The organism is Agromyces sp. NPDC029043, assembly GCF_055564615.1.
Window position 1 is genome coordinate 277,936 of the sequence record NZ_JBVHVX010000001.1, and the last position, 19,104, is coordinate 297,039.

The 19,104-nt window shown below is 73.5% G+C and carries 22 protein-coding genes; 10 read left to right on the top strand and 12 right to left on the bottom strand.

The window, feature by feature from the left end; translation table 11 throughout:
- Nucleotides 1-50 precede the first annotated feature (50 nt).
- Genes ACZ4TW_RS01300 through ACZ4TW_RS01310 form a run of 3 tightly spaced genes read left to right on the top strand, consistent with a single transcriptional unit; the run spans nucleotide 51 to nucleotide 1,336 of the window.
- Nucleotides 51-434 carry a VOC family protein gene (locus tag ACZ4TW_RS01300; protein WP_465539393.1) on the top strand — a complete coding sequence of 128 codons (384 nt, stop codon included), beginning with the start codon at nucleotides 51-53 and terminating at the stop codon, nucleotides 432-434.
- Nucleotides 435-454: 20 nt separating this feature from the next.
- Nucleotides 455-1,093: a LysE family translocator gene (locus tag ACZ4TW_RS01305; protein ID WP_465539395.1), complete on the top strand. Its 639-nt coding sequence runs from the start codon at nucleotides 455-457 to the stop codon at nucleotides 1,091-1,093.
- Nucleotides 1,094-1,108: 15 nt separating this feature from the next.
- Nucleotides 1,109-1,336 carry a PLD nuclease N-terminal domain-containing protein gene (locus ACZ4TW_RS01310; protein ID WP_465539397.1) on the top strand — a complete coding sequence of 76 codons (228 nt, stop codon included), beginning with the start codon at nucleotides 1,109-1,111 and terminating at the stop codon, nucleotides 1,334-1,336.
- Between the two features lie 7 nt (nucleotides 1,337-1,343).
- Here the strand turns inward: ACZ4TW_RS01310 and ACZ4TW_RS01315 are convergent, their stop codons facing one another.
- Nucleotides 1,344-1,880 (bottom strand): YbhB/YbcL family Raf kinase inhibitor-like protein, encoded by a 537-nt coding sequence (locus ACZ4TW_RS01315; RefSeq protein WP_465539399.1) that lies wholly within the window; start codon nucleotides 1,878-1,880, stop codon nucleotides 1,344-1,346.
- Between the two features lie 133 nt (nucleotides 1,881-2,013).
- Between ACZ4TW_RS01315 and trhO the strand changes: the two genes are divergently transcribed.
- Nucleotides 2,014-2,913: an oxygen-dependent tRNA uridine(34) hydroxylase TrhO gene (gene trhO, locus ACZ4TW_RS01320; protein ID WP_465539401.1), complete on the top strand. Its 900-nt coding sequence runs from the start codon at nucleotides 2,014-2,016 to the stop codon at nucleotides 2,911-2,913.
- A 3-nt stretch (nucleotides 2,914-2,916) separates the two neighbouring features.
- On the opposite strand, the gene ACZ4TW_RS01325 is transcribed toward trhO, so the two are convergent.
- From ACZ4TW_RS01325 to ACZ4TW_RS01340, 4 genes are all read right to left on the bottom strand, one after another.
- Entirely contained in the window at nucleotides 2,917-4,026 is a 1,110-nt protein-coding gene (locus ACZ4TW_RS01325; RefSeq protein ID WP_465539403.1) for a serine hydrolase domain-containing protein, read from the bottom strand.
- A gap of 48 nt (nucleotides 4,027-4,074) precedes the next feature.
- The gene (locus tag ACZ4TW_RS01330) at nucleotides 4,075-4,656 is read right to left on the bottom strand and encodes a hypothetical protein (RefSeq protein ID WP_465539404.1); all 582 of its coding nucleotides are present in this window, start codon (nucleotides 4,654-4,656) and stop codon (nucleotides 4,075-4,077) included.
- Nucleotides 4,653-5,579: an LssY C-terminal domain-containing protein gene (locus ACZ4TW_RS01335; RefSeq protein ID WP_465539405.1), complete on the bottom strand. Its 927-nt coding sequence runs from the start codon at nucleotides 5,577-5,579 to the stop codon at nucleotides 4,653-4,655. Before ACZ4TW_RS01335 ends, ACZ4TW_RS01330 begins: the two co-directional genes overlap by 4 nt.
- An 85-nt stretch (nucleotides 5,580-5,664) precedes the next feature.
- A complete protein-coding gene (locus tag ACZ4TW_RS01340) occupies nucleotides 5,665-6,756 on the bottom strand; it encodes a serine hydrolase domain-containing protein (protein WP_465539406.1) in 1,092 nt (363 codons plus the stop codon).
- A 32-nt stretch (nucleotides 6,757-6,788) separates the two neighbouring features.
- Here ACZ4TW_RS01340 and ACZ4TW_RS01345 point away from each other — a divergent pair, with 32 nt between their 5' ends.
- From ACZ4TW_RS01345 to ACZ4TW_RS01370, 6 genes are all read left to right on the top strand, one after another.
- Complete coding sequence (locus tag ACZ4TW_RS01345; RefSeq protein WP_465539408.1) at nucleotides 6,789-8,000, top strand: cysteine desulfurase-like protein; 1,212 nt, start codon at nucleotides 6,789-6,791, stop codon at nucleotides 7,998-8,000.
- A gap of 113 nt (nucleotides 8,001-8,113) precedes the next feature.
- The gene (locus tag ACZ4TW_RS01350; protein ID WP_465539410.1) at nucleotides 8,114-8,887 is read left to right on the top strand and encodes an isocitrate lyase/PEP mutase family protein; all 774 of its coding nucleotides are present in this window, start codon (nucleotides 8,114-8,116) and stop codon (nucleotides 8,885-8,887) included.
- Between the two features lie 72 nt (nucleotides 8,888-8,959).
- Complete coding sequence (locus ACZ4TW_RS01355; protein WP_465539412.1) at nucleotides 8,960-9,856, top strand: ATP-binding cassette domain-containing protein; 897 nt, start codon at nucleotides 8,960-8,962, stop codon at nucleotides 9,854-9,856.
- Nucleotides 9,856-10,686, top strand: coding sequence for an ABC transporter permease (locus ACZ4TW_RS01360; RefSeq protein ID WP_465539414.1), 831 nt, complete (start codon nucleotides 9,856-9,858; stop codon nucleotides 10,684-10,686). The genes ACZ4TW_RS01355 and ACZ4TW_RS01360 overlap by 1 nt, the downstream gene beginning before the upstream one ends.
- Nucleotides 10,687-10,689: 3 nt before the next feature.
- Entirely contained in the window at nucleotides 10,690-11,865 is a 1,176-nt protein-coding gene (locus ACZ4TW_RS01365) for a winged helix DNA-binding domain-containing protein (protein ID WP_465539415.1), read from the top strand.
- Nucleotides 11,866-11,899: 34 nt separating this feature from the next.
- Nucleotides 11,900-12,292: a DUF1304 domain-containing protein gene (locus ACZ4TW_RS01370; protein WP_465539416.1), complete on the top strand. Its 393-nt coding sequence runs from the start codon at nucleotides 11,900-11,902 to the stop codon at nucleotides 12,290-12,292.
- Nucleotides 12,293-12,303: 11 nt separating this feature from the next.
- Here ACZ4TW_RS01370 and ACZ4TW_RS01375 read toward each other — a convergent pair whose 3' ends face one another.
- From ACZ4TW_RS01375 to hemQ, 7 genes are all read right to left on the bottom strand, one after another.
- Nucleotides 12,304-12,711 (bottom strand): hypothetical protein, encoded by a 408-nt coding sequence (locus ACZ4TW_RS01375; RefSeq protein ID WP_465539417.1) that lies wholly within the window; start codon nucleotides 12,709-12,711, stop codon nucleotides 12,304-12,306.
- Nucleotides 12,712-12,907: 196 nt separating this feature from the next.
- Nucleotides 12,908-14,287, bottom strand: coding sequence for a glutamate-1-semialdehyde 2,1-aminomutase (hemL, locus tag ACZ4TW_RS01380; RefSeq protein ID WP_465539419.1), 1,380 nt, complete (start codon nucleotides 14,285-14,287; stop codon nucleotides 12,908-12,910).
- Nucleotides 14,284-15,279, bottom strand: a complete 996-nt coding sequence (hemB, locus tag ACZ4TW_RS01385; protein ID WP_465539421.1) for a porphobilinogen synthase — start codon at nucleotides 15,277-15,279, stop codon at nucleotides 14,284-14,286. The genes hemL and hemB overlap by 4 nt, the downstream gene beginning before the upstream one ends.
- A 57-nt stretch (nucleotides 15,280-15,336) precedes the next feature.
- The gene (locus ACZ4TW_RS01390) at nucleotides 15,337-16,134 is read right to left on the bottom strand and encodes a uroporphyrinogen-III synthase (protein ID WP_465540239.1); all 798 of its coding nucleotides are present in this window, start codon (nucleotides 16,132-16,134) and stop codon (nucleotides 15,337-15,339) included.
- Between the two features lie 14 nt (nucleotides 16,135-16,148).
- Entirely contained in the window at nucleotides 16,149-17,111 is a 963-nt protein-coding gene (gene hemC / locus ACZ4TW_RS01395; protein ID WP_465539422.1) for a hydroxymethylbilane synthase, read from the bottom strand.
- Nucleotides 17,108-18,331: a ferrochelatase gene (locus tag ACZ4TW_RS01400; RefSeq protein ID WP_465539424.1), complete on the bottom strand. Its 1,224-nt coding sequence runs from the start codon at nucleotides 18,329-18,331 to the stop codon at nucleotides 17,108-17,110. Before ACZ4TW_RS01400 ends, hemC begins: the two co-directional genes overlap by 4 nt.
- Nucleotides 18,331-19,068: a hydrogen peroxide-dependent heme synthase gene (gene hemQ, locus ACZ4TW_RS01405; protein WP_465539426.1), complete on the bottom strand. Its 738-nt coding sequence runs from the start codon at nucleotides 19,066-19,068 to the stop codon at nucleotides 18,331-18,333. Before hemQ ends, ACZ4TW_RS01400 begins: the two co-directional genes overlap by 1 nt.
- Nucleotides 19,069-19,104 lie beyond the last annotated feature (36 nt).

Genomic DNA, 19,104 nt, shown 5'->3' on the forward strand with positions numbered 1-19,104 from the left:
ACGGTAGCGGCATCGGTCGGTGCGGCGTAGCGTCGGCCGAGGGAGGGACCATGATCGAATCCGCGTTCCCCATCGTCGAGGTACCCGACATGGACGCCGCGATGCGCTTCTACCACGACGCGCTGGGCACGGCCGTGGTGTACCGCTACCCCGCCGAGGGCGATCCGCTGTTCGTCACGCTGCAGGCGGGCGCGTCGCAGGTCGGCCTCGGGCTCGCCGAGAACGGCACGGCCGGCGAGGGCGCGGGGATGCTCCTGTGGTTCTACGTCGACGACGTCGATGCGACCACGTCGTCGCTCGAGTCGGCGGGGTACCTGGTGATCGAGCCGCCGGATGACACGCCGTGGGGCGAGCGCGTCTCGCTGGTCTCCGACCCGTTCGGCACGCGCGTGCGGCTCGGGCAGCCGATCGCACCGCAGCCCGAGGAGGAGTAGGGCGGAGGTACGATCCACGGATGATCCCCGCATCGAACCTCTGGGCGTTCGTGCTCGCCTCGGTGGTGCTGATCGTGATCCCGGGGCCGAGCGTGCTGTTCGTCATCGGCCGGTCCCTCGCGCTCGGGCGAGTCGGCGGGCTGCTCAGCGTGGTCGGCAACGCGGCCGGGATGCTCCCCCTCGTGGCCGCGGTCGCGCTCGGCGTCGGCACGGTCGTCGCGCAGTCCGTGCTGCTGTTCACGGGCATCAAGATCGCCGGGGCGCTCTACCTCGTCTACCTGGGCGTGCAGGCGATCCGTCATCGAGCGGATGCCGCGGCCGCCGTCACCGGCGAGGTCGCGCCGCGCTCCCCGTGGCGGCTCCTCGGCGAGGGGTTCGTCGTCGGCGTCACCAACCCCAAGACGATCGCGTTCTTCGTCGCCGTGCTGCCGCAGTTCGTCGACTTCGGCGCCGGCGCCATCCCCCTGCAGATGGCGACCCTCGGCACCGCGTTCGTGGTGCTCGCGCTCGCCTGCGACTCGGTCTGGGCGCTCGCGGCGGGGTGGGCGCGCGACTGGTTCGGCCGCTCGCCGCGCCGGGCCTCGCACCTCGCCGCGACGGGCGGCGTCATGATGATCGGCCTCGGCGGCGTGCTCGCGCTCTCGGGGAACAAGCACTAGGGATCGGAGGAACGAATGGCCACGTCGAAGCAGTGGAGCGACCTCAGCACGGGGCGCAAGGTCGGGGGGATCGTCTCCGCCCTCATCCAGTTCGCGCTCGCCGCGGCGGCGTGGAGGGACCTCGCGAAACGCCCCGCCGACGAGGTGAACGGCCGCAAGGCGATCTGGGCGGTGGTGATCGCCGTGAACTTCGTCGGGCCGATCTCGTACTTCCTCTTCGGCCGCCGCGTCGACGCCCCCTGACCGCCGATCAGTCGCGGTTGGCGATGCCGGTGATGATGCCGCGCGCGAGCCCGTGGAAGAAGCAGCGGGAGCCGAGGATCGCCGGCGCGGACGCGGGATCGAGGTCGAGGCTCGGCACGTCGAGGGCGTGCACGACGAACACGTACCGGTGCGCTCCGGTGCCGCGAGGCGGTGCGGCGCCGCCGAAACCGCGATCGCCGTCCTCGTTGCGCAGGACGACCGCGCCGGCGGGAAGCGGCGGTCCGCCGGGCGCGCCGGCGCCGGCCTCGAGGCTCGTCGTCGACAGCGGCAGGTTCGCGACCGCCCAGTGCCACCATCCCGAACCGGATGGCGCGTCGGGGTCGAGGCACGTCACCGCGAAGCTGCGCGTGCGGTCGGGGAACCCCGACCAGGAGAGCTGGGGCGAGCGGTCCACGCCGCCCGCCGCGGCGCTCCACTGCGGGCGGGCGAGCGGACCGCCATCCGCGAAGTCCGCGCTCGTCACGGTGAACGAACCCACCGGCCGGAGCTTCTGCAACGCAGCGTAGGGGTCCACGTCGAGCATCGTCGATCCTCCTCATCGGGTCGCGCATCAGGGTCGTCGCCGTCGCGGTCAGGGTACGTCGTGGGCTCGCGCCGCTCCAGCGCCCACGCCCGATGGAGGGCATCCGCCCAGCCGCCAGCCCTAGACTCCCGGGGTGCCGCTCGCCAAGATCCTGCTGTTCTACGTGTTCACGCCGCTGGCCGACCCCGACGCGGTGCGGCTGTGGCAGCGCGACCTCGCCGAGTCGCTGGGCCTGCGCGGGCGCATCCTCATCTCGAAGGACGGCCTGAACGGCACGCTCGGCGGTGAGATGCGCGCGCTCAAGCGGTACGTGCGGAAGACCCGCGGCTACCCGGCGTTCGCGCGGATCGACTTCAGGTGGAGCGAGGGCACGGGCCTCGACGACGACGGCCGGAGCCTCGACTTCCCGAAGCTCAGCGTCAAGGTGCGCGACGAGATCGTCTCGTTCGGCGCCCCCGGCGAGCTGCGCGTCGACGCGTCGGGCGTGGTCGGCGGCGGCACGCGCCTGAGCCCCGAGGCGCTGCACCAGCTGGTCGAGGAGCGCGGCGAGGAGGTCGTGTTCCTCGACGGGCGCAACGCGTTCGAGGCGGCGGTCGGCCGGTTCCGCGACGCGATCGTGCCGCCCGTCGAGACGACGCGCGACTTCGTCGGGCTGCTCGACTCGGGCGCCTACGACCACCTGAAGGGCCGCCCCGTCGTGACCTACTGCACGGGCGGCATCCGCTGCGAGGTGCTCTCGAGCCTCATGGCGGCGCGCGGCTTCGGCGAGCTGTACCAGCTCGACGGCGGGGTCGTGCGCTACGGCGAGCGCTTCGGCGACGACGGCCTGTGGGAGGGCTCCCTCTACGTGTTCGACGGGCGCGGCTCGGTCGACTTCAGCGACCGCGCCGCGGTCATCGGCGTGTGCGAGGGGTGCGGCGGCGCGACCAAGCGCACCGTGAACTGCACGGATGCCTCGTGCCGGACGCAGTTCGTGCGCTGCGAGGCCTGCGGACCCGCGGAGTGCGGGCGCCACGCGCCATCCGCCGCCTGAGGCTCAGTCGTCGGCGAGCGCGAGCAGCCGTTCGGCGACCCCGGTCGCGGAGCCGTCGGCGCGGTTGACGAGCACGATCGCCGCCGTGCCGGCGGTGACGTCGACCACGAGCGAGCTCGCGAAGCCCGCCGTCATGCCGTCGTGCGCGAGCCGGCGGTGCCCGGCCAGGTCGGTGATGCCCCAGAAGTAGCCGATCGAGCCGCCCTCGAGCCCCGGCCGCGGCTCGAGGGCCGCGCTGTCGGCGAACGGCCCGTCGATCACGGCGGCAGCATACGTCGCGAGGTCGCCGACCGTGGCCGCGATGCCGCCCGCGGGGGCGTACGCGCCGAGGGTCGACGGCTCGGCGGCCGCGCCGTCGGGCGTACGGCCCTGAGCGAGACCCGCGGGCACCTCGTCGTCCTCGACGGGCAGCGCCGCGCCGTCGAGGCCGAGCGGCTCGAGGATCCGTTCGGTGAGCAGCTCGCGATACTCCATGCCGGCGGCCGCGGCGAGGGCCTGCCCGACGAGCGCGGCCCCCAGGTTGGAGTACTGCGGTTGCGGGTCGGGCGGCAGCGGCTCCGCGGCCGCCTGCGCGAGGAGCTCGTCGACGCTCTCGTCGATCACGTCCTCGCCGGCCTGGAAGCCGGGCTCGACGTCGGCGCGCCACTCCGGATCGGTCGGGAACGTGGGCAGGCCCGAGCGGTGCGCGGCGAGGTCGCCGAGGGTGACGGATGCCGCGGGCGAATCACCGAGGTCGAGGTGCTCGCCGAGCAGGTCGTCGAGCTCGACCTCGCCGCGCTCGATGCCCTCGGCCAGCAGCAGGCCCGTGAACGTCTTGGTGATCGACCCGGTCTCGAACACCGTCTCGGGCGACGCGTCGATGAACGCGGTGCGCACCTCGTCACCGTCGAGCAGCGCGACGGCCACGACGTCGTCGGGATCGGTGAACGAGGGGCGGATGGCGCGCAGCAGCTCGTCGTCGCCCGACGGCCCCGAGGGCTTCGAGGTGTCCTCGATCGCGGCGCCCTCCTCCAACCCCGACCCCGACGGCGCCGCGACGCTGCATCCGCCGACCGCCGCGGCCACCGCGACGGCGATCGCCGTCGCGGTGAGTCCCGCCCTCATCGCGTGCATGTTCGTCATCGTAGGCGCGGCCACCCGCTGTTGCGGTTCACGCGCCGCTCATGCGCCGGGGACCTGACGCGGGCGCGCGAGCCCGCGCGTGCGTCGCGCGAAGGCCCTCGACTCCCGACTCGAGAGCGCGAGCAGGATGAGGATGTCGAGGGCGACCGTGAGGAACGTCGTCCGGATCGTCACCTCGGCCTCGCCCGTGAACGAGTCGACCGCGGCGACGGTGATGTTCCCGGTCGCGATGAGCATCACGGCGATCCTCGCGCCGTTGCTGCCGAACCACACGAGGACCGCGAGCACCAGGTCGATGACGAGCAGGATCGAGCCGGCGACGAGCACGAGCGCGAGCCCGGCGTCCGCAGCCGCCCCCTCGGGTCGTCCCTCGAGCACGACGTCGAGCTCGCGCTCGACGACCTCGTCCCACTGAGCGGCGAGGGCGATGAGCCAGACGATGCCGGCGAGCACGCGCAGTACGACCAGGGCCGTGCCGAACACCACCGCCGCGGGCCGGTGGACCCGTGCGTCGCGGGGCGGCGGCGGCTCCCGCTCGGCCAGCACCGAGGGCGGCTCGAACGCCGCGCGCTTCTCGACCTCGACGGGCCCGGACGGCTCCGGGGGGCGCTCGCGGCTCACGATGCCGCCTCCGCAGCCGGGAGGGCGGGGGCGGGCACGCCGCGCACGTCGACCACGGGCAGGTCGCCGTCGGTCCGGATGGTGTCGCCCCCGCCGTTGCGCGAGTGGTACCCCGTCGAGAAGTCGCGCAGCAGGTCGATCCGCACGTCGGGATTCGCGGCCGTGAGCGTCGCGACGATGTGATCGCGCTCGATGTCGATGTCGGCGTCGATCTTGTGCGTGACCTGGAGGGTGAACAGCGAGAACCCGACCGCGCGATCGAAGGTGCCGGCTGCGAGCCAATCCACGCGACGACCGCCCGGCAGGAGCCATCCGTCGGGCGTCCGCCAGAACCGCACGTGGTGCCGCTTCGCGGGGTTGCCCGCGACCTCCTGCTGGTACGCGAAGTCCTGCTGGCGGGCGAAGAGGAACAGCGGGCTCACGGGCGCCTCGTCGTAGCTGCGTCGCGACAGCGTCGAGGTCACGATGCGCCAGCCCGAGGCGAGCGTCACGTCGTCGGCGCGCGTCCAGCCGGCGGCGCGCATCGCGGCGTGCAGCGAGGCCTCGGGTCCGTCGAATGCGAGGTTCACCGGATCGCCGAGCAGTCCGTCACTCGTGCGAGTGCGGCCGATGAAGTAGTCGGGCACGTAGATCGTGGTGAGGATGCGGTGCAGCCGCGGCAGGACGAGGTACGCCAGCACGAGCCAGAACACGAGGAAGAAGAGGATGCCGAACCAGCCGAACTCGAACGACTGGGTGAGCAGCAGCCAGGCGAGCCACACCGCCGCGAGGCCCGCGTAGACGAAGAAGAAGCCGTCGAGGACGCGGGTGAACGAGATGCGCGAGGGCAGCTCGGGCGGCGGCTTCTCGTCGACCTGCGCCGGCGGTCCGCCCGCCGACGGTCCGCCGGCCGTTCGCTCCCCCGCGGCTCCGGGCCCCTGCATGCCTGCATGCTAACCCCGCGGCGGTGACGGATGGCGCGGCGCGGAACGCGACATCCGCGGTGCAGGGCCGGCCCGACGGGGCGGATCAGTCCTCGAGCGTCCGCATCAGCGGGAGCACGCGAGACCAGGGCCAGTCGATCTCGGCGTTCGAGAGCAGCATCGAGGCCTGCCCGTCGCGCCGGTCGACGAGCAGGGCCGCGGCGAAGCCGCCGGAGGCGCCGACGATGTACACGGCGTCGCCGTCGTCGCGCGAGTCGTGCTCCCAGAAGGCGCCGATGTCGATGCCGGGCCATCGGGTCCGGGCGATCGGCTCGAGCGCGGCGCTCCCGGCGAAGGGCCCGTCGAGGACCGCGCGAGCGAGCGCGATCAGGTCGTCGAGGGTCAGGACGACGCCGAGCGCAGGCGAGTACGCGCCGCTCCCGCGGGGCGCGACCTTGCCGCCCCAGGTGTCGTGGCCCTGCGCGAGGCCGTCCGGCATGAGGTCGGCGGTCTCCACCACCACGGCGTCGGTCATACCGGCCGGCGCGAGCACGCGCTCCTCGAGGAGGTCGGCGTATCGCGTGCCCGTGGCCGCGGCGAGCGCCTGGCCGACGAGTGCGGCGTCGAAGTCGCTGACGTTGTACTGGAGCTGCGGCACGAGGTCGATCGAGACCACGCGCGCGAGCATCGCATCCAGGCCGCCGCGGTCCGGGGGCGGCGTCGCAGCGCTGTCCGACGCCGGCGGCGGCTCCCAGGCCCCCGGAGCGAGCGGGTCCTGCGGCAGGCCGGAGTGATGGCTCGCGAGCTCGCGCAGGGTCACGCTCGCGACCGGCGCGTCGCCGAGGTCGAGGTACGTGCCCACCGTGTCGTCGAGCGAGACCTCCCCTCGCCCGACGGCGTCGGCCAGCAGCAGCCCGGTGAGCCCGCGGGTGGCGCTGCCGAACTCGAACCTCGTCGAGGGATCGGCCGACACGAACGCGGTCCGCACCTCGTCGCCGTCGATCACGGCCATCGCGACGCGGTCGCCCGTGTCGGTGTAGTCGCGCTGCGCGACCTCGAGCAGTTCCTCGTCGCCCGTGAGGAGCTGGTCGTACGGCGGGCCGTAGAGGCATCCGCTCATGGCGGCGACCCCGGCGACGACGGCGACGCCGGCGCGGATCAGCACGCTGCGACGGTGCACCACGCGGTGCGTGGTCATAGCCCGAATGGTACTCGCCTAGGCTCTGGCGCATGGCCTACGACGTCGCGCGCATCCGCTCCTGGTTCCCCTCGCTCGAAGCGGGATGGGCCCAGTTCGACGGGCCGGGCGGCACGCAGACGCCGCGGCAGGTGGGCGAGGCGGTGATGTCGGTGCTCACGGGTCCGTTGTCGAACCGTGGCACGATCGGCCTGTCCGAGCAGCGGGCGGAGACGGCCGTGCACGCGTTCCGCCTCGCGATGGCCGACCTCGTGAACGGCCATCCGCGCGGCATCGTGCACGGGCGCAGCGCCACGCAGCTCGTCTACGACGTCTCCCGCACGCTCGCGCGCGACTGGGGCGAGGGCGACGAGGTCGTCGTCACGCGCCTCGACCACGACTCGAACGTGCGCCCCTGGGTGCAGGCGGCCGAGCGGGCGGGCGCGACCGTGCGCTGGGCCGACTTCGACCCCGAGACGGCCGAGCTGCCGGTCGAGGCCGTGACGGCGCTCCTGACCGACCGCACCCGGCTGGTCGCGGTGACGGCCGCGTCGAACCTGATCGGCACCCGACCCGACCTCCCGGCCATCGCAGCCGCCGTCCACGAGGCCGGCGCGCTGCTGTTCGTCGACGGCGTCCACTTCACCGCCCACGAGCTGCCCGATGTCGCCGCGCTCGGCGCCGACTTCTTCACCTGCTCGCCGTACAAGTTCCTCGGCCCGCACTGCGGCGTGCTCGTGGCCCGCCCCGAGCTGCTCGAGACGCTCTCGCCCGACAAGCTGCTGCCCGCGACGAACGTCGTGCCCGAGCGATTCGAGTTCGGAACGCTGCCGTACGAACTTCTCGCGGGCGTCACGGCGGCGGTCGACGTGCTCGCCTCGCTCGACCCCGAATCGGCGGATGCCGCGAGCTCGCGTCGCATGCGCCTCGTCGCGTCGTACGCCGCCCTGCACGAGCACGAGTCCGCGCTCGCCGCGCGCCTCGCCGAGGGGCTCGCCGCGCTGCCGGGCGTCACCGTGCGCTCCCGCGCGCGGCGCCGCACGCCGACCGTCTTGATGACGTTCGAAGGGCGCGACGCGGCAGAGGTGACGCGAACCCTCGCGGCCGAGCGCGTGCTCGCGCCATCCGGCAACTTCTACGCCCTCGAGGCTTCGCGCCGCCTGGGGCTCGGTGATGCCGGCGGACTGCGCGTGGGGCTCGCACCCTACACCGACCGCGACGACGTCGAACGCCTGCTCGCGGGGCTCGCGGCCGCGATCGCCTGAAACTCGCGCTCGGATCGCCGAGCGGAGGATCACCCCCATTTCACGGGTCGCACCGTTCCAAACGCGGGGAATATTCTGTCCGGTTCGGCCGGCCGCCGCTTAGTCTTGTGGGCATGAGCCTCGCCGACACGGCGGCCGAACTGCGCCGCCTGCACGCCGACGATGAACTCCTCCACGTCGTGAACGTCTGGGACGTCGTGACCGCCAGGGCCGTCGCCGCATTGCCCCAGACCCGCGCCATCGCGACCGCCAGCCATTCGATCGCCGCCGTGTTCGGCTACCCCGACGGCGAGCGGATCCCCCGCGACCTCATGCTCGACATGGTCGGTCGTATCGCCCGCGCGGTCGAGCAGCCCGTGACCGCCGACCTCGAGGCCGGCTACGGGGATCCCGGCGAGACCGTTCGCCGCGCCATCGGCGTCGGCGTCGCCGGCGCGAACCTGGAAGACCAGCTGAAGCCGCTCTCGGAGTCGGTCGCGGCGGTCGAAGCCGCGGTCGCCGCCGCCGAGGCCGAGGGCATCCCCTTCGCGCTCAACGCCCGCACCGATGCGTGGCTGCTCGGCAAGGACCGACCCCGCGAGGTGCGGCTCGCCGACGCGATCGAGCGCGGCCGCGCCTACCTCGACGCCGGGGCGACGTGCGTGTTCGTGCCGGGCGACTTCGACGACGAGGTCGTCGCCGAGCTCGTCGAGGGCATCGGCCGCCGACGCGTGTCGCTCATCGGCCTGCCCCAGGTGCCGCCGCCCGACCGCCTGGAGGAACTCGGCGTGGCCCGCATCTCGTACGGGCCCTATCCGCAGCGGGTCACGCTCGGCGTGCTGCAGGACCTCGCCGACATGCTGTACTCCGGCGGCGTGCTCCCCAGCGGCATCCGCATGCTCGACTGAGCCGCCCCCGGCCATCCCACCCGCCCCGGGCGCGACCTGCACCCGCGCCGACCCGAACCGCCGAGGAGGCACATGACCGACGGCATCCCCATCGAGATCGCCGGGCTGACCAAGCGCTTCGGCAGCGTCACCGCCGTGGAGGACCTGAGCTTCACCGTCCGGCCCGGCCGGGTGACCGGGTTCCTCGGTCCCAACGGTGCCGGGAAGACGACGACGCTGCGCACGCTGCTCGGGCTCGAGCGCCCGACGGCGGGCTCGGCGACCATCGGCGGCGTGCGGTACCGGGACCTCCCGCAGCCCCTCGAGATCGTGGGCGCCGCGCTCGACGCGGCGTTCCACCCCGGCCGGACGGCCCGCAACCACCTGCGCGTGACCGCGACCGCGGCCGGCCTCCGCCCGCACCGCGTCGACCAGGTGCTCGCCCAGGTCGGAATGAGCGAGTTCGCCGATCGCCGCGTGGGCGGCTACTCCCTCGGCATGCGCCAGCGGCTCGCGCTCGCCACCACCCTGCTCGGCGACCCGCGCGTGCTCGTGCTCGACGAGCCGATCAACGGCCTCGACCCCGAGGGCATCAGGTGGATCCGCGGATTCCTGCGGAGCCTCGCCGCCGAAGGGCGCACGGTGCTCGTGAGCTCCCACCTGCTCAGCGAGGTGCAGCAGTCGGTCGACGACGTGGTGATCATCTCCCGCGGACGCCTCGTGAAGGCCGGGCCGCTGTCCGACCTCGAGTTCGACGCCTCGCCGCGCACCGTGGTCGCCTCACCCCACCCGGCTCGCCTCGCCGCCGCGCTCGACCAGGCCGGCCTCCACTACACGCAGGGCCCCGGCGGACTGGTCGTGTCCGAGCCCGACCCGGGGGTCGTCGGCCATGCTGCGTTCGTCGGGGGCGTCGAGGTGAGCGTGCTGCACCGACAGGCGTCGGGGCTCGAGGATTCGTTCATCGCGCTCGTCGATGGGAGTGACGCCTGATGCCGTACGTGCGCTCCCTCTCGGCGGAGTTCCGCAAGGTGTTCACCACGCGCATGTGGTGGCTGCTCGCGATCGTGCTCGGCACCTACGTGGCCGTGATGGCGGGTGGCTTCGGCGCGTTCCTCGGCTGGGCCGTCCGCAACCCGGATGCCGCGGCCGCGACCGGCAGCGACACCACCCTGCCGCCCGGCGTCGAGCTGGCGCCGCTGCTCTACAGCTTCGCCTCGTCGATCGGCTACGTGTTCCCGGTGCTGCTCGGCGCGCTCGCGGTCACGAGCGAGTTCCGCCACCGCACGCTGACGACCACGTTCCTCGCGGAGCCGCACCGGACCACGGTGCTCGCCGGCAAGTACTCGTCGCAGCTTGTCATGGGCGCGCTGCTGGGCGTCGTCGGATTCGCGACCTCGGTCGCGACCGGGGCCGCGGCGCTCGCCGCGTTCGACTTCGAGACCGGACTCGACTCGAGCGACACGTGGGCGCTCGTCGGCCGCGGCATCCTCGCGATGGCGCTCTGGGGCACGATCGGCGTCGGGCTCGGCGCGCTCGTGCCGAACCAGGTCGCCGCGATCGTGATCGTGATCGCGTTCACGCAGTTCGTCGAGCCGGTGCTGCGCCTCGCGCTCTCGCTGAACGAGGCGACCGCGTCGATCGGCCGGTACCTGCCCGGTGCGGCGAGCGACGCGCTCGTCGGGGCCTCGTTCTACAACATCGCCTCCCTCGGCGCGTCCGACCAGCTCGAGTGGTGGCAGGGCGGGCTCGTGCTTCTGGCGATCGGCGTGGTGGCGACCGTCATCGGGGCGGCCACGACCTGGCGGCGCGACGTCTCGTAGCCCATGGCGCTCTCGCTCGCGGAGGTCCGGGTGCGGCGGCTCGCCGCCCAGGGCCTGCGTGCGGCCGCTGGCGCAGCCGGCGCCGCTGCGGCGACACCGGCCGTGGTGGTGTCGCGCTCGCTCGCCGTGCAGTCGCAGGAGTACCTGCCCGCGCAGTGGGGGCTCGCGCAGCGCGTGCCGGCCGCCACCAGGCCGACCTCGGCCGAGGTCGCAGCCTCGATCGACCGCGGCGAGATCCTCCGCACGCACGTGCTGCGGCCGACCTGGCACTTCGTCGCGCCGGCCGACGCCGGCTGGCTCGTGGCGCTCTCCGCCGAGCGCGTGCACCGAGCGAACGGCACCTACTACGCCCGGCACGGGCTCGTCGGCACGGTCGCCGACCAGGTGCTCGCGACCATCGAGGCGGCCGTGGCCGCAGCGCACCGCACACGCGCCGAGATCGGCGCGGCCCTCGCCGACGCCGGCCTGCCGTCGACGGGCAACGCGCTCGCGTATTGCCTCATGCTCGCCGAGCTCGAGCGCGTGGTGATCTCGGGCACCAGCTCGGGCGCCCAGCGCACGTACGCCGCGTTCGCCGATCGGGTCCCGGATGCCGCGGCGAGCCGTCGCCCGCGGGACGAGGCGCTCGCCGAGCTCGCCGAGCGGTTCCTGCGCACGCGCGCCCCCGCGTCGGAGCGCGACCTGTCGGCGTGGTCGGGGTTCGGGCTGCGCGACGTGCGCACCGCCCTCGCCGACGCCGCCGAACGGACCGGCGGACGCATCGCCCGGATCGACGGCCCCGAGGGGTCGCCGCTCTGGCACGACGCCGAGGTCGCCGAAGGGACCGGCCACGCGGCATCCGTCGCCCCCGACCCGGCGTCGCCGGCCGGCGTCGTCGACCTGCTCCAGGCGTACGACGAGTACGTCATGGGGTACGCCGCTCCGCGCACCCACCTGCTGCCGCCGCGGCATCCGGGCGCGACCACCGCCGAGTTCCCGCCGCACGCCATGATCGCCGACGGCGTGCTGTGCGGCCGGTGGGCGCCGAACCTGTCGGCACGGGCCGCGACCGTGCGCATCGTGCCCTGGCGGCGGATGTCGCGCGCCGAGGTCGACTCCCGCGACGCGGCGATCGACGAGGTCGAGCGCTTCCTGGGCCGACCGGTCACCGTCCGGGTCGAGCGGGTCGCGCGTCACTGAGACCGGGCGGCGGCGATGCGCGTAGCATCCAGCCATGTCGGTCATCGCGATCATCGGCAGCGTGGTCGTCGGGCTCGCCGCGCTGCTGCACGTCTACATCTTCGTGCTCGAGAGCGTGCGGTGGATGCAGCCGAGCACCTGGCGGATCTTCAACGTGCGCGGCCGCGAACAGGCCGAGGTCCTCCGGCCGATGGCGTACAACCAGGGGTTCTACAACCTCTTCCTCGCCATCGGCGCCGTCGCGGGGCTCGTGCTCTTCTTCGACGGGAACCTGCCGTACGCGGCTCGCGCCCTGGTGCTGTTCAGCACCGCCTCGATGACGGCCGCGGCGATCGTGCTCACGACCACCGGGCCGGGCTATCTCCGCCCCGCACTCGTGCAGGGCACGCTGCCCCTGCTCGGGTTCGTGCTGTTCCTGTTCGTGTGACCGGCGGCGGCTCAGTCGCCGCTCGTCTCCTCCTCGGCGAACACCTCGTCGGCCACGTGGTGGCCGGTCGGCACGCCCACCTTGAGCTTGTCGATGAGCTGGGCCGCGTGGTTCGTGCTCAGCACGAGGCGCGCGAACTCGCCGGCCGACAGCTCGAGCACGACCGCCTGGCGCTTGCCCTTCACGAGCACGAAGTCGCTGCCGCCGTGCGTCTTCCAGACGCCGGCCGCAACCACGAGCGGCACCTCGGTGCCTCGTCGCCGGATGCCGCGGATCCAGATCCACGGGTCGTCGGTGATGGTGGCCGAGCGGATGTCGTCGCGCTGGACGATCACGTCGGCGCCGCGCAGTGCGAGCGACTTCTCGGCCGGCGTGAGGTGGACCTCGAGCCGATCGTTGTGCACGCGCAGGTTGGCCATATGTCCCATCCTGCCCGACGCGCCGCAGGGTCGCGTCGTCAACGCTCCACAAACGCAGGATCGGTTCCGTGCACGAATCCGACCACCCGTCCAGATCCTCTTCTCAGGCGACCCGCGCCCGAACCGCGCTCTTCTCAGGCCGACACGCCGGCCATTGCGGCGACCCGCCGAACAACGCCTGAGAACGGTGAAAACGTCAGGGGGCCGGGGGGCGAGCGGATGCCGCGGCGCGGGCCGCCGCCGGCAGGGCGTCGACGATGCGCGAGATCGCGGCGTCGTCGTGCGCGGCCGTCACGAACCAGGCCTCGAACACGCTCGGCGGGAGCGAGACGCCCGCGTCGAGCATCGCATGGAAGAACGGCGCGTACCGCCAGGACTCCTGCGCGAGCACGCCCGCGTAATCGCGCGCGCCACCGGCGACGGCCTCGCCGAACAGGAAGCTGAACAGGTTGCCCGCGCGCTGGACGCCGTGCGCGACGCCCTCCGCGGCGAGCGCCGACGACACCTCGCGCTGCAGCAGCGCGGCGACGTCGTCGAGCTTCGCGTACACCGCGTCGTCGGCGAGCCGCAGCGTCGTGACGCCCGCGGTGACGGCGACGGGGTTCCCCGAGAGCGTGCCCGCCTGGTAGACCGGGCCGAGCGGCGCGAGCCGCTCCATGATGTCGGCGCGTCCGCCGAGCGCGGCGACCGGCATGCCGCCGCCGACGACCTTGCCGAACGTGACGAGGTCGGGCGTGTACGCGGTCTCGACCGCGTCGCCGAGCCCGTTCGGCGCGCCCTGCAGCACGGCGCCGGCGGACTCGAGGCCCCACCATCCGGCCTTCGACACGCGGAAGCCCGTGAGCACCTCGTCGCTGATGACCAGCGCGCCGTGGGCGTGCGCGAGCTCGACGAGCGCCCGGTTGAAGCCGGGCATCGGCGGCACGACGCCCATGTTCGCGGCGGCCGCCTCGGTGATGACGGCGGCGATGCGGTCGCCGTGCTCCTCGAACAGCGCGTTCAGCGTGTCGAGGTCGTTGTACGGCACGACGAGCGTGAGCGCCGCGACCTCGGCGGGCACGCCGGCGGATCCGGGGAGCGCGAACGTCGCGAGGCCCGAGCCGGCCTCGGCGAGCAGCCCGTCTGAGTGCCCGTGGTAGTGCCCGGCGAACTTCACGAGCAGGTCGCGGCCGGTGAAGCCGCGGGCGAGGCGGATGGCGCTCATCGTCGCCTCGGTGCCGGTCGAGACGAGGCGCAGCTTCTCGACCGGCGCCACGCGCTGCTCGATGAGCTCGGCGAGCTCGGTCTCGACGGGCGTCGAGGCGCCGAACGAGAGGCCCCGCGCCGCGGCATCCTGCACCGCGGCGATCACCTCGGGGTGCGCGTGACCCAGGATGGCGGGACCCCAGCCCGCGACGAGGTCAACGTACTCGCGGCCCTCGGCGTCGGTCACGTACGGGCCGCGGGCCGACACGAGGAAGCGCGGGGTGCCGCCCACCGAGCGGAACGCGCGCACGGGCGAGTTGACGCCGCCCGGGATCGCGGCCTGCGCCCGGTCGAACAGCTCCGCGTTGGTCGTGGTCGCAGCGGTGGTCATTCGATCCCCTCCCGGATCCACGCGGCGAGCTCGGTCGCCCAGTAGGTCAGCACGGCGTCGGCGCCCGCGCGACGGATGCCGCGCACCGATTCGATCACGGCGCGACGGCGGTCGATCCATCCGTGCATCGCGGCGGCCTCGATCATCGCGTACTCGCCCGACACCTGGTAGGCCCAGACGGGCACGTCGCTCGCGGCCGCGACGTCGGCCAGCACGTCGAGGTACGACCCCGCGGGCTTGACCATGACGACGTCGGCGCCCTCGTCGATGTCGATCATCGCCTCGCGGAGGCCCTCGCGGCGGTTGCCCGGGTCGAGCTGGTACGTGCGGCGGTCGCCCTCGAGCGTCGACTCGACCGCGTCGCGGAACGGGCCGTAGAAGGCCGACGCGTACTTGGCGGAGTAGGCGAGGATCGAGGTGTGCGTGAACCCGGCGCCGTCGAGCTCGTCGCGCACCGCGGTCACCTGGCCGTCCATCATCCCGGAGAGCCCGAGCAGCTGCGAGCCCGAGGCCGCCTGCACCAGCGCCATCTCGCGGTAGCGCTCGAGCGTCGCGTCGTTGTCGACCCGGCCGAGCGCGTCGAGCACGCCGCAGTGCCCGTGATCGGTGAACTCGTCGAGGCACAGGTCGGTCTGCACCACGAGCGCATCGCCCACCTCGTCGGCGACGACGCGCGTCGCGACGTTGAGGATGCCGTTCGGGTCGACGCCGCACGAGCCGGTGGCGTCGCGGGTCTCGGGCACGCCGAACAGCATCACGCCGCCGACCCCGGCGGCCGCGGCATCCGTCACCGCCTGCTTCACCGATTCGAGCGAGTGCTGCACGACGCCCGGCATCGACGCGATCGGGATCGGCTCGCTCACGCCCTCGCGGACGAAGATCGGCAGGACCAGCTCGGCGGGGTCGAGGCGGGTCTCGGACACGATGCGGCGCAGGGCCGGCGACTCACGGAGGCGCCGGGGCCGCACGCGGGGGGCGGGTGCGGATGTCACCCGCCAAGCCTACGCGCGCCCGGCTGGGCGGTCGGTGGGTGAAGGGCGCGGCCGAGGTCAGACCGTCTGCGTCGCGGCCTGCACCACGGCGTCGATGAGCGACTCGGCGCTGCGCTCGGCGGCGATGACGTCGACGCGGAGGCCGATCTTCGCGGCATCCTTGCGGGTCTGCGGGCCGATCGCCGCGATGAGCGTGCGCTCGGGGATCGGGCCGAGCTGCGCCTGCACCTGCTCGGCGACGCTGCCCGACGTGACGAGGATCGCGTCGACCTTGCCGGCACGGACGTCGTCGACGACCTTCTGCGCGACCGGCACCCCGACCGTGCGGTACGCGACGACCGCCTCGACGTGGTGGCCGATGCGCTCGAGCCCGATGGAGAGCACCTGCTTCGCGATCGCCGAGCGGAGCGCGAGCACCCGCAGCGGCTTCTCGCCGTTCGTCGCCGCCTCCCACTCCTCGAGGAGCCCGCTGGCCGAGTTGTCTTCGGAGGGGACGATGTCGGCGCGGTAGCCGGCCGCGACGAGGGCGGCCGCGGTGGTCTCGCCCACCGCGGCGACCTTCGTCGAATCCGGGATGACCGCGCCGTACGAGGCGAGGACGTCGACCGTCGTCGCGCTCGTCACCGTGACCCAGTCGAATCCGCCCGCGGCGAGCTTGGCGAGGGCCGCCTCGAGCGCCGGCTGGTCGTCGGTCGGCGCGAAGTTGATCATCGGCGCGATGATCGGCGACGCGCCCCGCGCGCGGAGCGATGCCGCCACGGCGTCGCCCCATGGCCCGCCGCGGGGCACGAGCACGCGCCATCCGGCCAGCGGCTTGGATCCGCTGACTCCGGGCAGGTGGATCGCGCCGGTCATCGGTTCGAATTCGGTCACGGCGACTCCTGGGCAGGTGCGAGGTCGGCGGCGCCGTTGCCGAGGAGTTCCGCGACGACGCGGTGTGCGACGTCGCGTGCCGCATCCGCCAGGTCGGCGGCCGAGCGGCTGTCGGGGGTGGCGGCGTGCGAGCTGGTCAACGACCGCGTCCCGTCGGCACTGTACACCGTCGCCGAGAGGAACAGAAGTTCGTCCTCCACGAACGCGGTCGCACCGACCGGCGCCGCGCAGCCCGCTTCGAGCCCCGCGAGCACGAGCCGCTCGGCCAGCACCGTCGCCCGCGTCGTGACATGGTCGACCGCCTCGAGGCCGCGCTCGAGCGCTCGCGAGCCGCGCTCGCGCCGCACCTCCAGCGCGAGCGCGCCCTGTCCGGGCGCGGTGGGCCAGGCCGACAACTCGAAGCGCTCGGTCGCCGCATCGGACCGGCCGAGCCGGCCGAGGCCGGCGGAGGCGAGCAGCACGGCATCGAGCTCGCCCGCCTCGACGAAGCCGAGGCGCGTGTCGATGTTGCCCCGCACGTCGACCGCCGTGATGTCGGGACGCGCGGCCGCGAGCTGCGCGATGCGGCGCGGCGATCCGGTGCCGACGCGGGCGCCCTCGGGCAGGTCGGCGAGCGCCAGGCCGTCGCGCGCGCACAGCGTGTCGCGCGCGTCGGCACGCTTGGGCACGGCGCCGAGGCGCAGCTGCGGGTGGTCGGCCGTGGGCAGGTCCTTCAGCGAGTGGACGACCACGTCGCACTCCCCTGCGACGAGCGCCTCACGCAGCGCCGCCGCGAACACGCCGGTGCCGCCGATCGTCTGCAGCGAAGCGCGGGAGGTGTCGCCCTGGGTCGTGACGGTGACGATCTCGATGTCGGCGTCGGCCGCCTTCCCGAGTCGCTCGGCGATCTGCGTCGTCTGCGCGAGCGCGAGCGCGCTCCCCCGCGTGCCGACGCGGATCACCTCGCGGGCGGTGTTCACGGCGCGATCCCCGCGAGGGCCGGCTTGAACCCGAGGCGCACGTTCTCGCAGCATCCCGGCCGGCACACGTCGTACCAGGGGCCGAGGTCGGTGAGGTGCGGGCGGTCGGCGGCCGGCGTGCCGTTCACGCGCTCGAGCACGAGGTCCACGAGTCCGGCGACGTAGGCGGGATGGACCCCGGGCGTCGGTACGCGGATGGCGGCGAGCCCGTGCTCCTCGGCCGTCTCCATGGCCTCCTCGTCGAGGTCCCACATGACCTCCATGTGGTCGCTCACGAACCCGAGCGGCACGATGACGACGGCCTTCCGGCCGGCGGCCGGGAGCTCGGCGATCGCGTCGTTCACGTCGGGCTCGAGCCACGGCTGGGTCGGGGGTCCCGAGCGCGACTGGTAGACGAGCTGCCACGGCACGTCACCCGCGCCCGCCTCGCGCATGACGACCTCGGCGACCGCGAGGTGCTGCGCGGCGTACGCGCCGCCCTCGCCGAAGCCGCGCTCGGCGGGGCCCGACCTGGCCGCGTCGGCGTCCGGGATGGAGTGCGTCGCGAAGAGCACCTCGACCTGGGTCGTGCGATCGAGGCCTTCGTGCTCGGCCGCGAGCTTCGCGAGCGCGTCGCGGACGCCCTCGACGAACGGCGTCACGAACCCCGGGTGGTCGAAGAACTGGCGCACCTTGTCGATCTGGATGACACCGGCCAGGCCGGTGTCCTCCAGCGCGTCGGCGTAGTCCTCGCGGTACTGGCGGCAGCTCGAGTACGAGCTGTACGCGCTCGTGGCGATCGCGATGAGCTTGGTGAAGCCGCGCTCGCCCGCCTCGCGCACGGCGTCGTTCATGTACGGGTCCCAGTTGCGGTTGCCCCAGATCACCGGCAGGTCGACTCCGCGGCGGGCGAGCTCGGCCTCGAGGGCCGCCTTGAGCTCGCGGTTGTGCTCGTTGATCGGGCTCACGCCGCCGAAGTGCCGGTAGTGGTGCGCGACCTCCTCCAGTCGCTCGTCGGGGATGCCGCGACCGCGCGTGACGTTCCGGAGGAACGGGATCACGTCATCCTGCCCCTCGGGCCCGCCGAAGCCGGCGAGCAGGATTGCGTCGTAGGCGACGGGCGCCTCGACGTGCTCGGGGCCGGACTGCGCCGGCGGGGTGGCGCCGGGCACGACCGCGCCCGGCGCGAGCGGCGCGGAGGTCGCGGGCGCGGGCTTGCGGCCGAGGTTCTGCGCCGCCATTACTGCAGCACCTCCACGAGCTCGGCGGTCGAGATGCGGCGGCCGGTGTAGAACGGCAGCTCGTCGCGCACGTGACGGCGTGCGTCGGTCGCGCGCAGGTCGCGCATCATGTCGACGAGGTCGGTGAGCTCGTCGGACTCCATCGGCAGCAGCCACTCGTAGTCGCCCAGTGAGAACGCCGCGACCGTGTTCGCGATGACGCCCCGGAACGCGGCGCCCATCCGGCCGTGCTCGGCGAGCATGCGGCCGCGCTCCTCGGGCGGCAGCAGGTACCACTCGTAGCTGCGCACGAACGGGTAGATGGTGAGCCACGCCTTGGGCTCGACGCCCCGCAGGAAGCCGGGGACGTGCGCCTTGTTGAACTCGGCGTCGCGGTGCACGCCCATGGCGTTCCACGTCGGCAGCAGCGCGATGAGCAGGCGCGCGCGGCGCAGCTCCCGCAGCGCCCACTGCAGGCCCTCGGCGCTCGGGCCGTGCAGCCAGAGCATCACGTCGGCGTCGGCGCGGAGGCCCGAGACGTCGTAGATGCCGCGGACGGTCACGCCCTCGTCCTCGACGAGGTTGATCACGCCGTCGAGTTCGTCGACGAAGCGGGGCACGTCACGACCGTCGAGGTCGTCGGGACGTGCGGGGTCCTTGCGGAGCACGGCGAAGAGCGTGTAGCCCTCGTACGTCTGCTCGGCGGCGGATTCGGTCGGACGCGCGTCGGCTGCCCCTTCGGCAGCGGGGGAAGACATGCCACTATCCTCCCCCCGCAACCTGAAAGCGCAAAA

Coding starts and splice junctions, on each gene's coding strand:
- ACZ4TW_RS01300 (WP_465539393.1), top strand. CDS start 51: ATGATCGAATCCGCGTTCCCCATCGTCGAGGTACCCGACATGGACGCC.
- ACZ4TW_RS01305 (WP_465539395.1), top strand. CDS start 455: ATGATCCCCGCATCGAACCTCTGGGCGTTCGTGCTCGCCTCGGTGGTG.
- ACZ4TW_RS01310 (WP_465539397.1), top strand. CDS start 1,109: ATGGCCACGTCGAAGCAGTGGAGCGACCTCAGCACGGGGCGCAAGGTC.
- ACZ4TW_RS01315 (WP_465539399.1), bottom strand. CDS start 1,880: ATGCTCGACGTGGACCCCTACGCTGCGTTGCAGAAGCTCCGGCCGGTG.
- ACZ4TW_RS01325 (WP_465539403.1), bottom strand. CDS start 4,026: ATGCACGCGATGAGGGCGGGACTCACCGCGACGGCGATCGCCGTCGCG.
- ACZ4TW_RS01335 (WP_465539405.1), bottom strand. CDS start 5,579: ATGCAGGGGCCCGGAGCCGCGGGGGAGCGAACGGCCGGCGGACCGTCG.
- ACZ4TW_RS01340 (WP_465539406.1), bottom strand. CDS start 6,756: ATGACCACGCACCGCGTGGTGCACCGTCGCAGCGTGCTGATCCGCGCC.
- ACZ4TW_RS01345 (WP_465539408.1), top strand. CDS start 6,789: ATGGCCTACGACGTCGCGCGCATCCGCTCCTGGTTCCCCTCGCTCGAA.
- ACZ4TW_RS01350 (WP_465539410.1), top strand. CDS start 8,114: ATGAGCCTCGCCGACACGGCGGCCGAACTGCGCCGCCTGCACGCCGAC.
- ACZ4TW_RS01355 (WP_465539412.1), top strand. CDS start 8,960: ATGACCGACGGCATCCCCATCGAGATCGCCGGGCTGACCAAGCGCTTC.
- ACZ4TW_RS01360 (WP_465539414.1), top strand. CDS start 9,856: ATGCCGTACGTGCGCTCCCTCTCGGCGGAGTTCCGCAAGGTGTTCACC.
- ACZ4TW_RS01365 (WP_465539415.1), top strand. CDS start 10,690: ATGGCGCTCTCGCTCGCGGAGGTCCGGGTGCGGCGGCTCGCCGCCCAG.
- ACZ4TW_RS01370 (WP_465539416.1), top strand. CDS start 11,900: ATGTCGGTCATCGCGATCATCGGCAGCGTGGTCGTCGGGCTCGCCGCG.
- ACZ4TW_RS01375 (WP_465539417.1), bottom strand. CDS start 12,711: ATGGCCAACCTGCGCGTGCACAACGATCGGCTCGAGGTCCACCTCACG.
- hemL (WP_465539419.1), bottom strand. CDS start 14,287: ATGACCACCGCTGCGACCACGACCAACGCGGAGCTGTTCGACCGGGCG.
- ACZ4TW_RS01390 (WP_465540239.1), bottom strand. CDS start 16,134: ATGACCGGCGCGATCCACCTGCCCGGAGTCAGCGGATCCAAGCCGCTG.
- ACZ4TW_RS01400 (WP_465539424.1), bottom strand. CDS start 18,331: ATGGCGGCGCAGAACCTCGGCCGCAAGCCCGCGCCCGCGACCTCCGCG.
- hemQ (WP_465539426.1), bottom strand. CDS start 19,068: ATGTCTTCCCCCGCTGCCGAAGGGGCAGCCGACGCGCGTCCGACCGAA.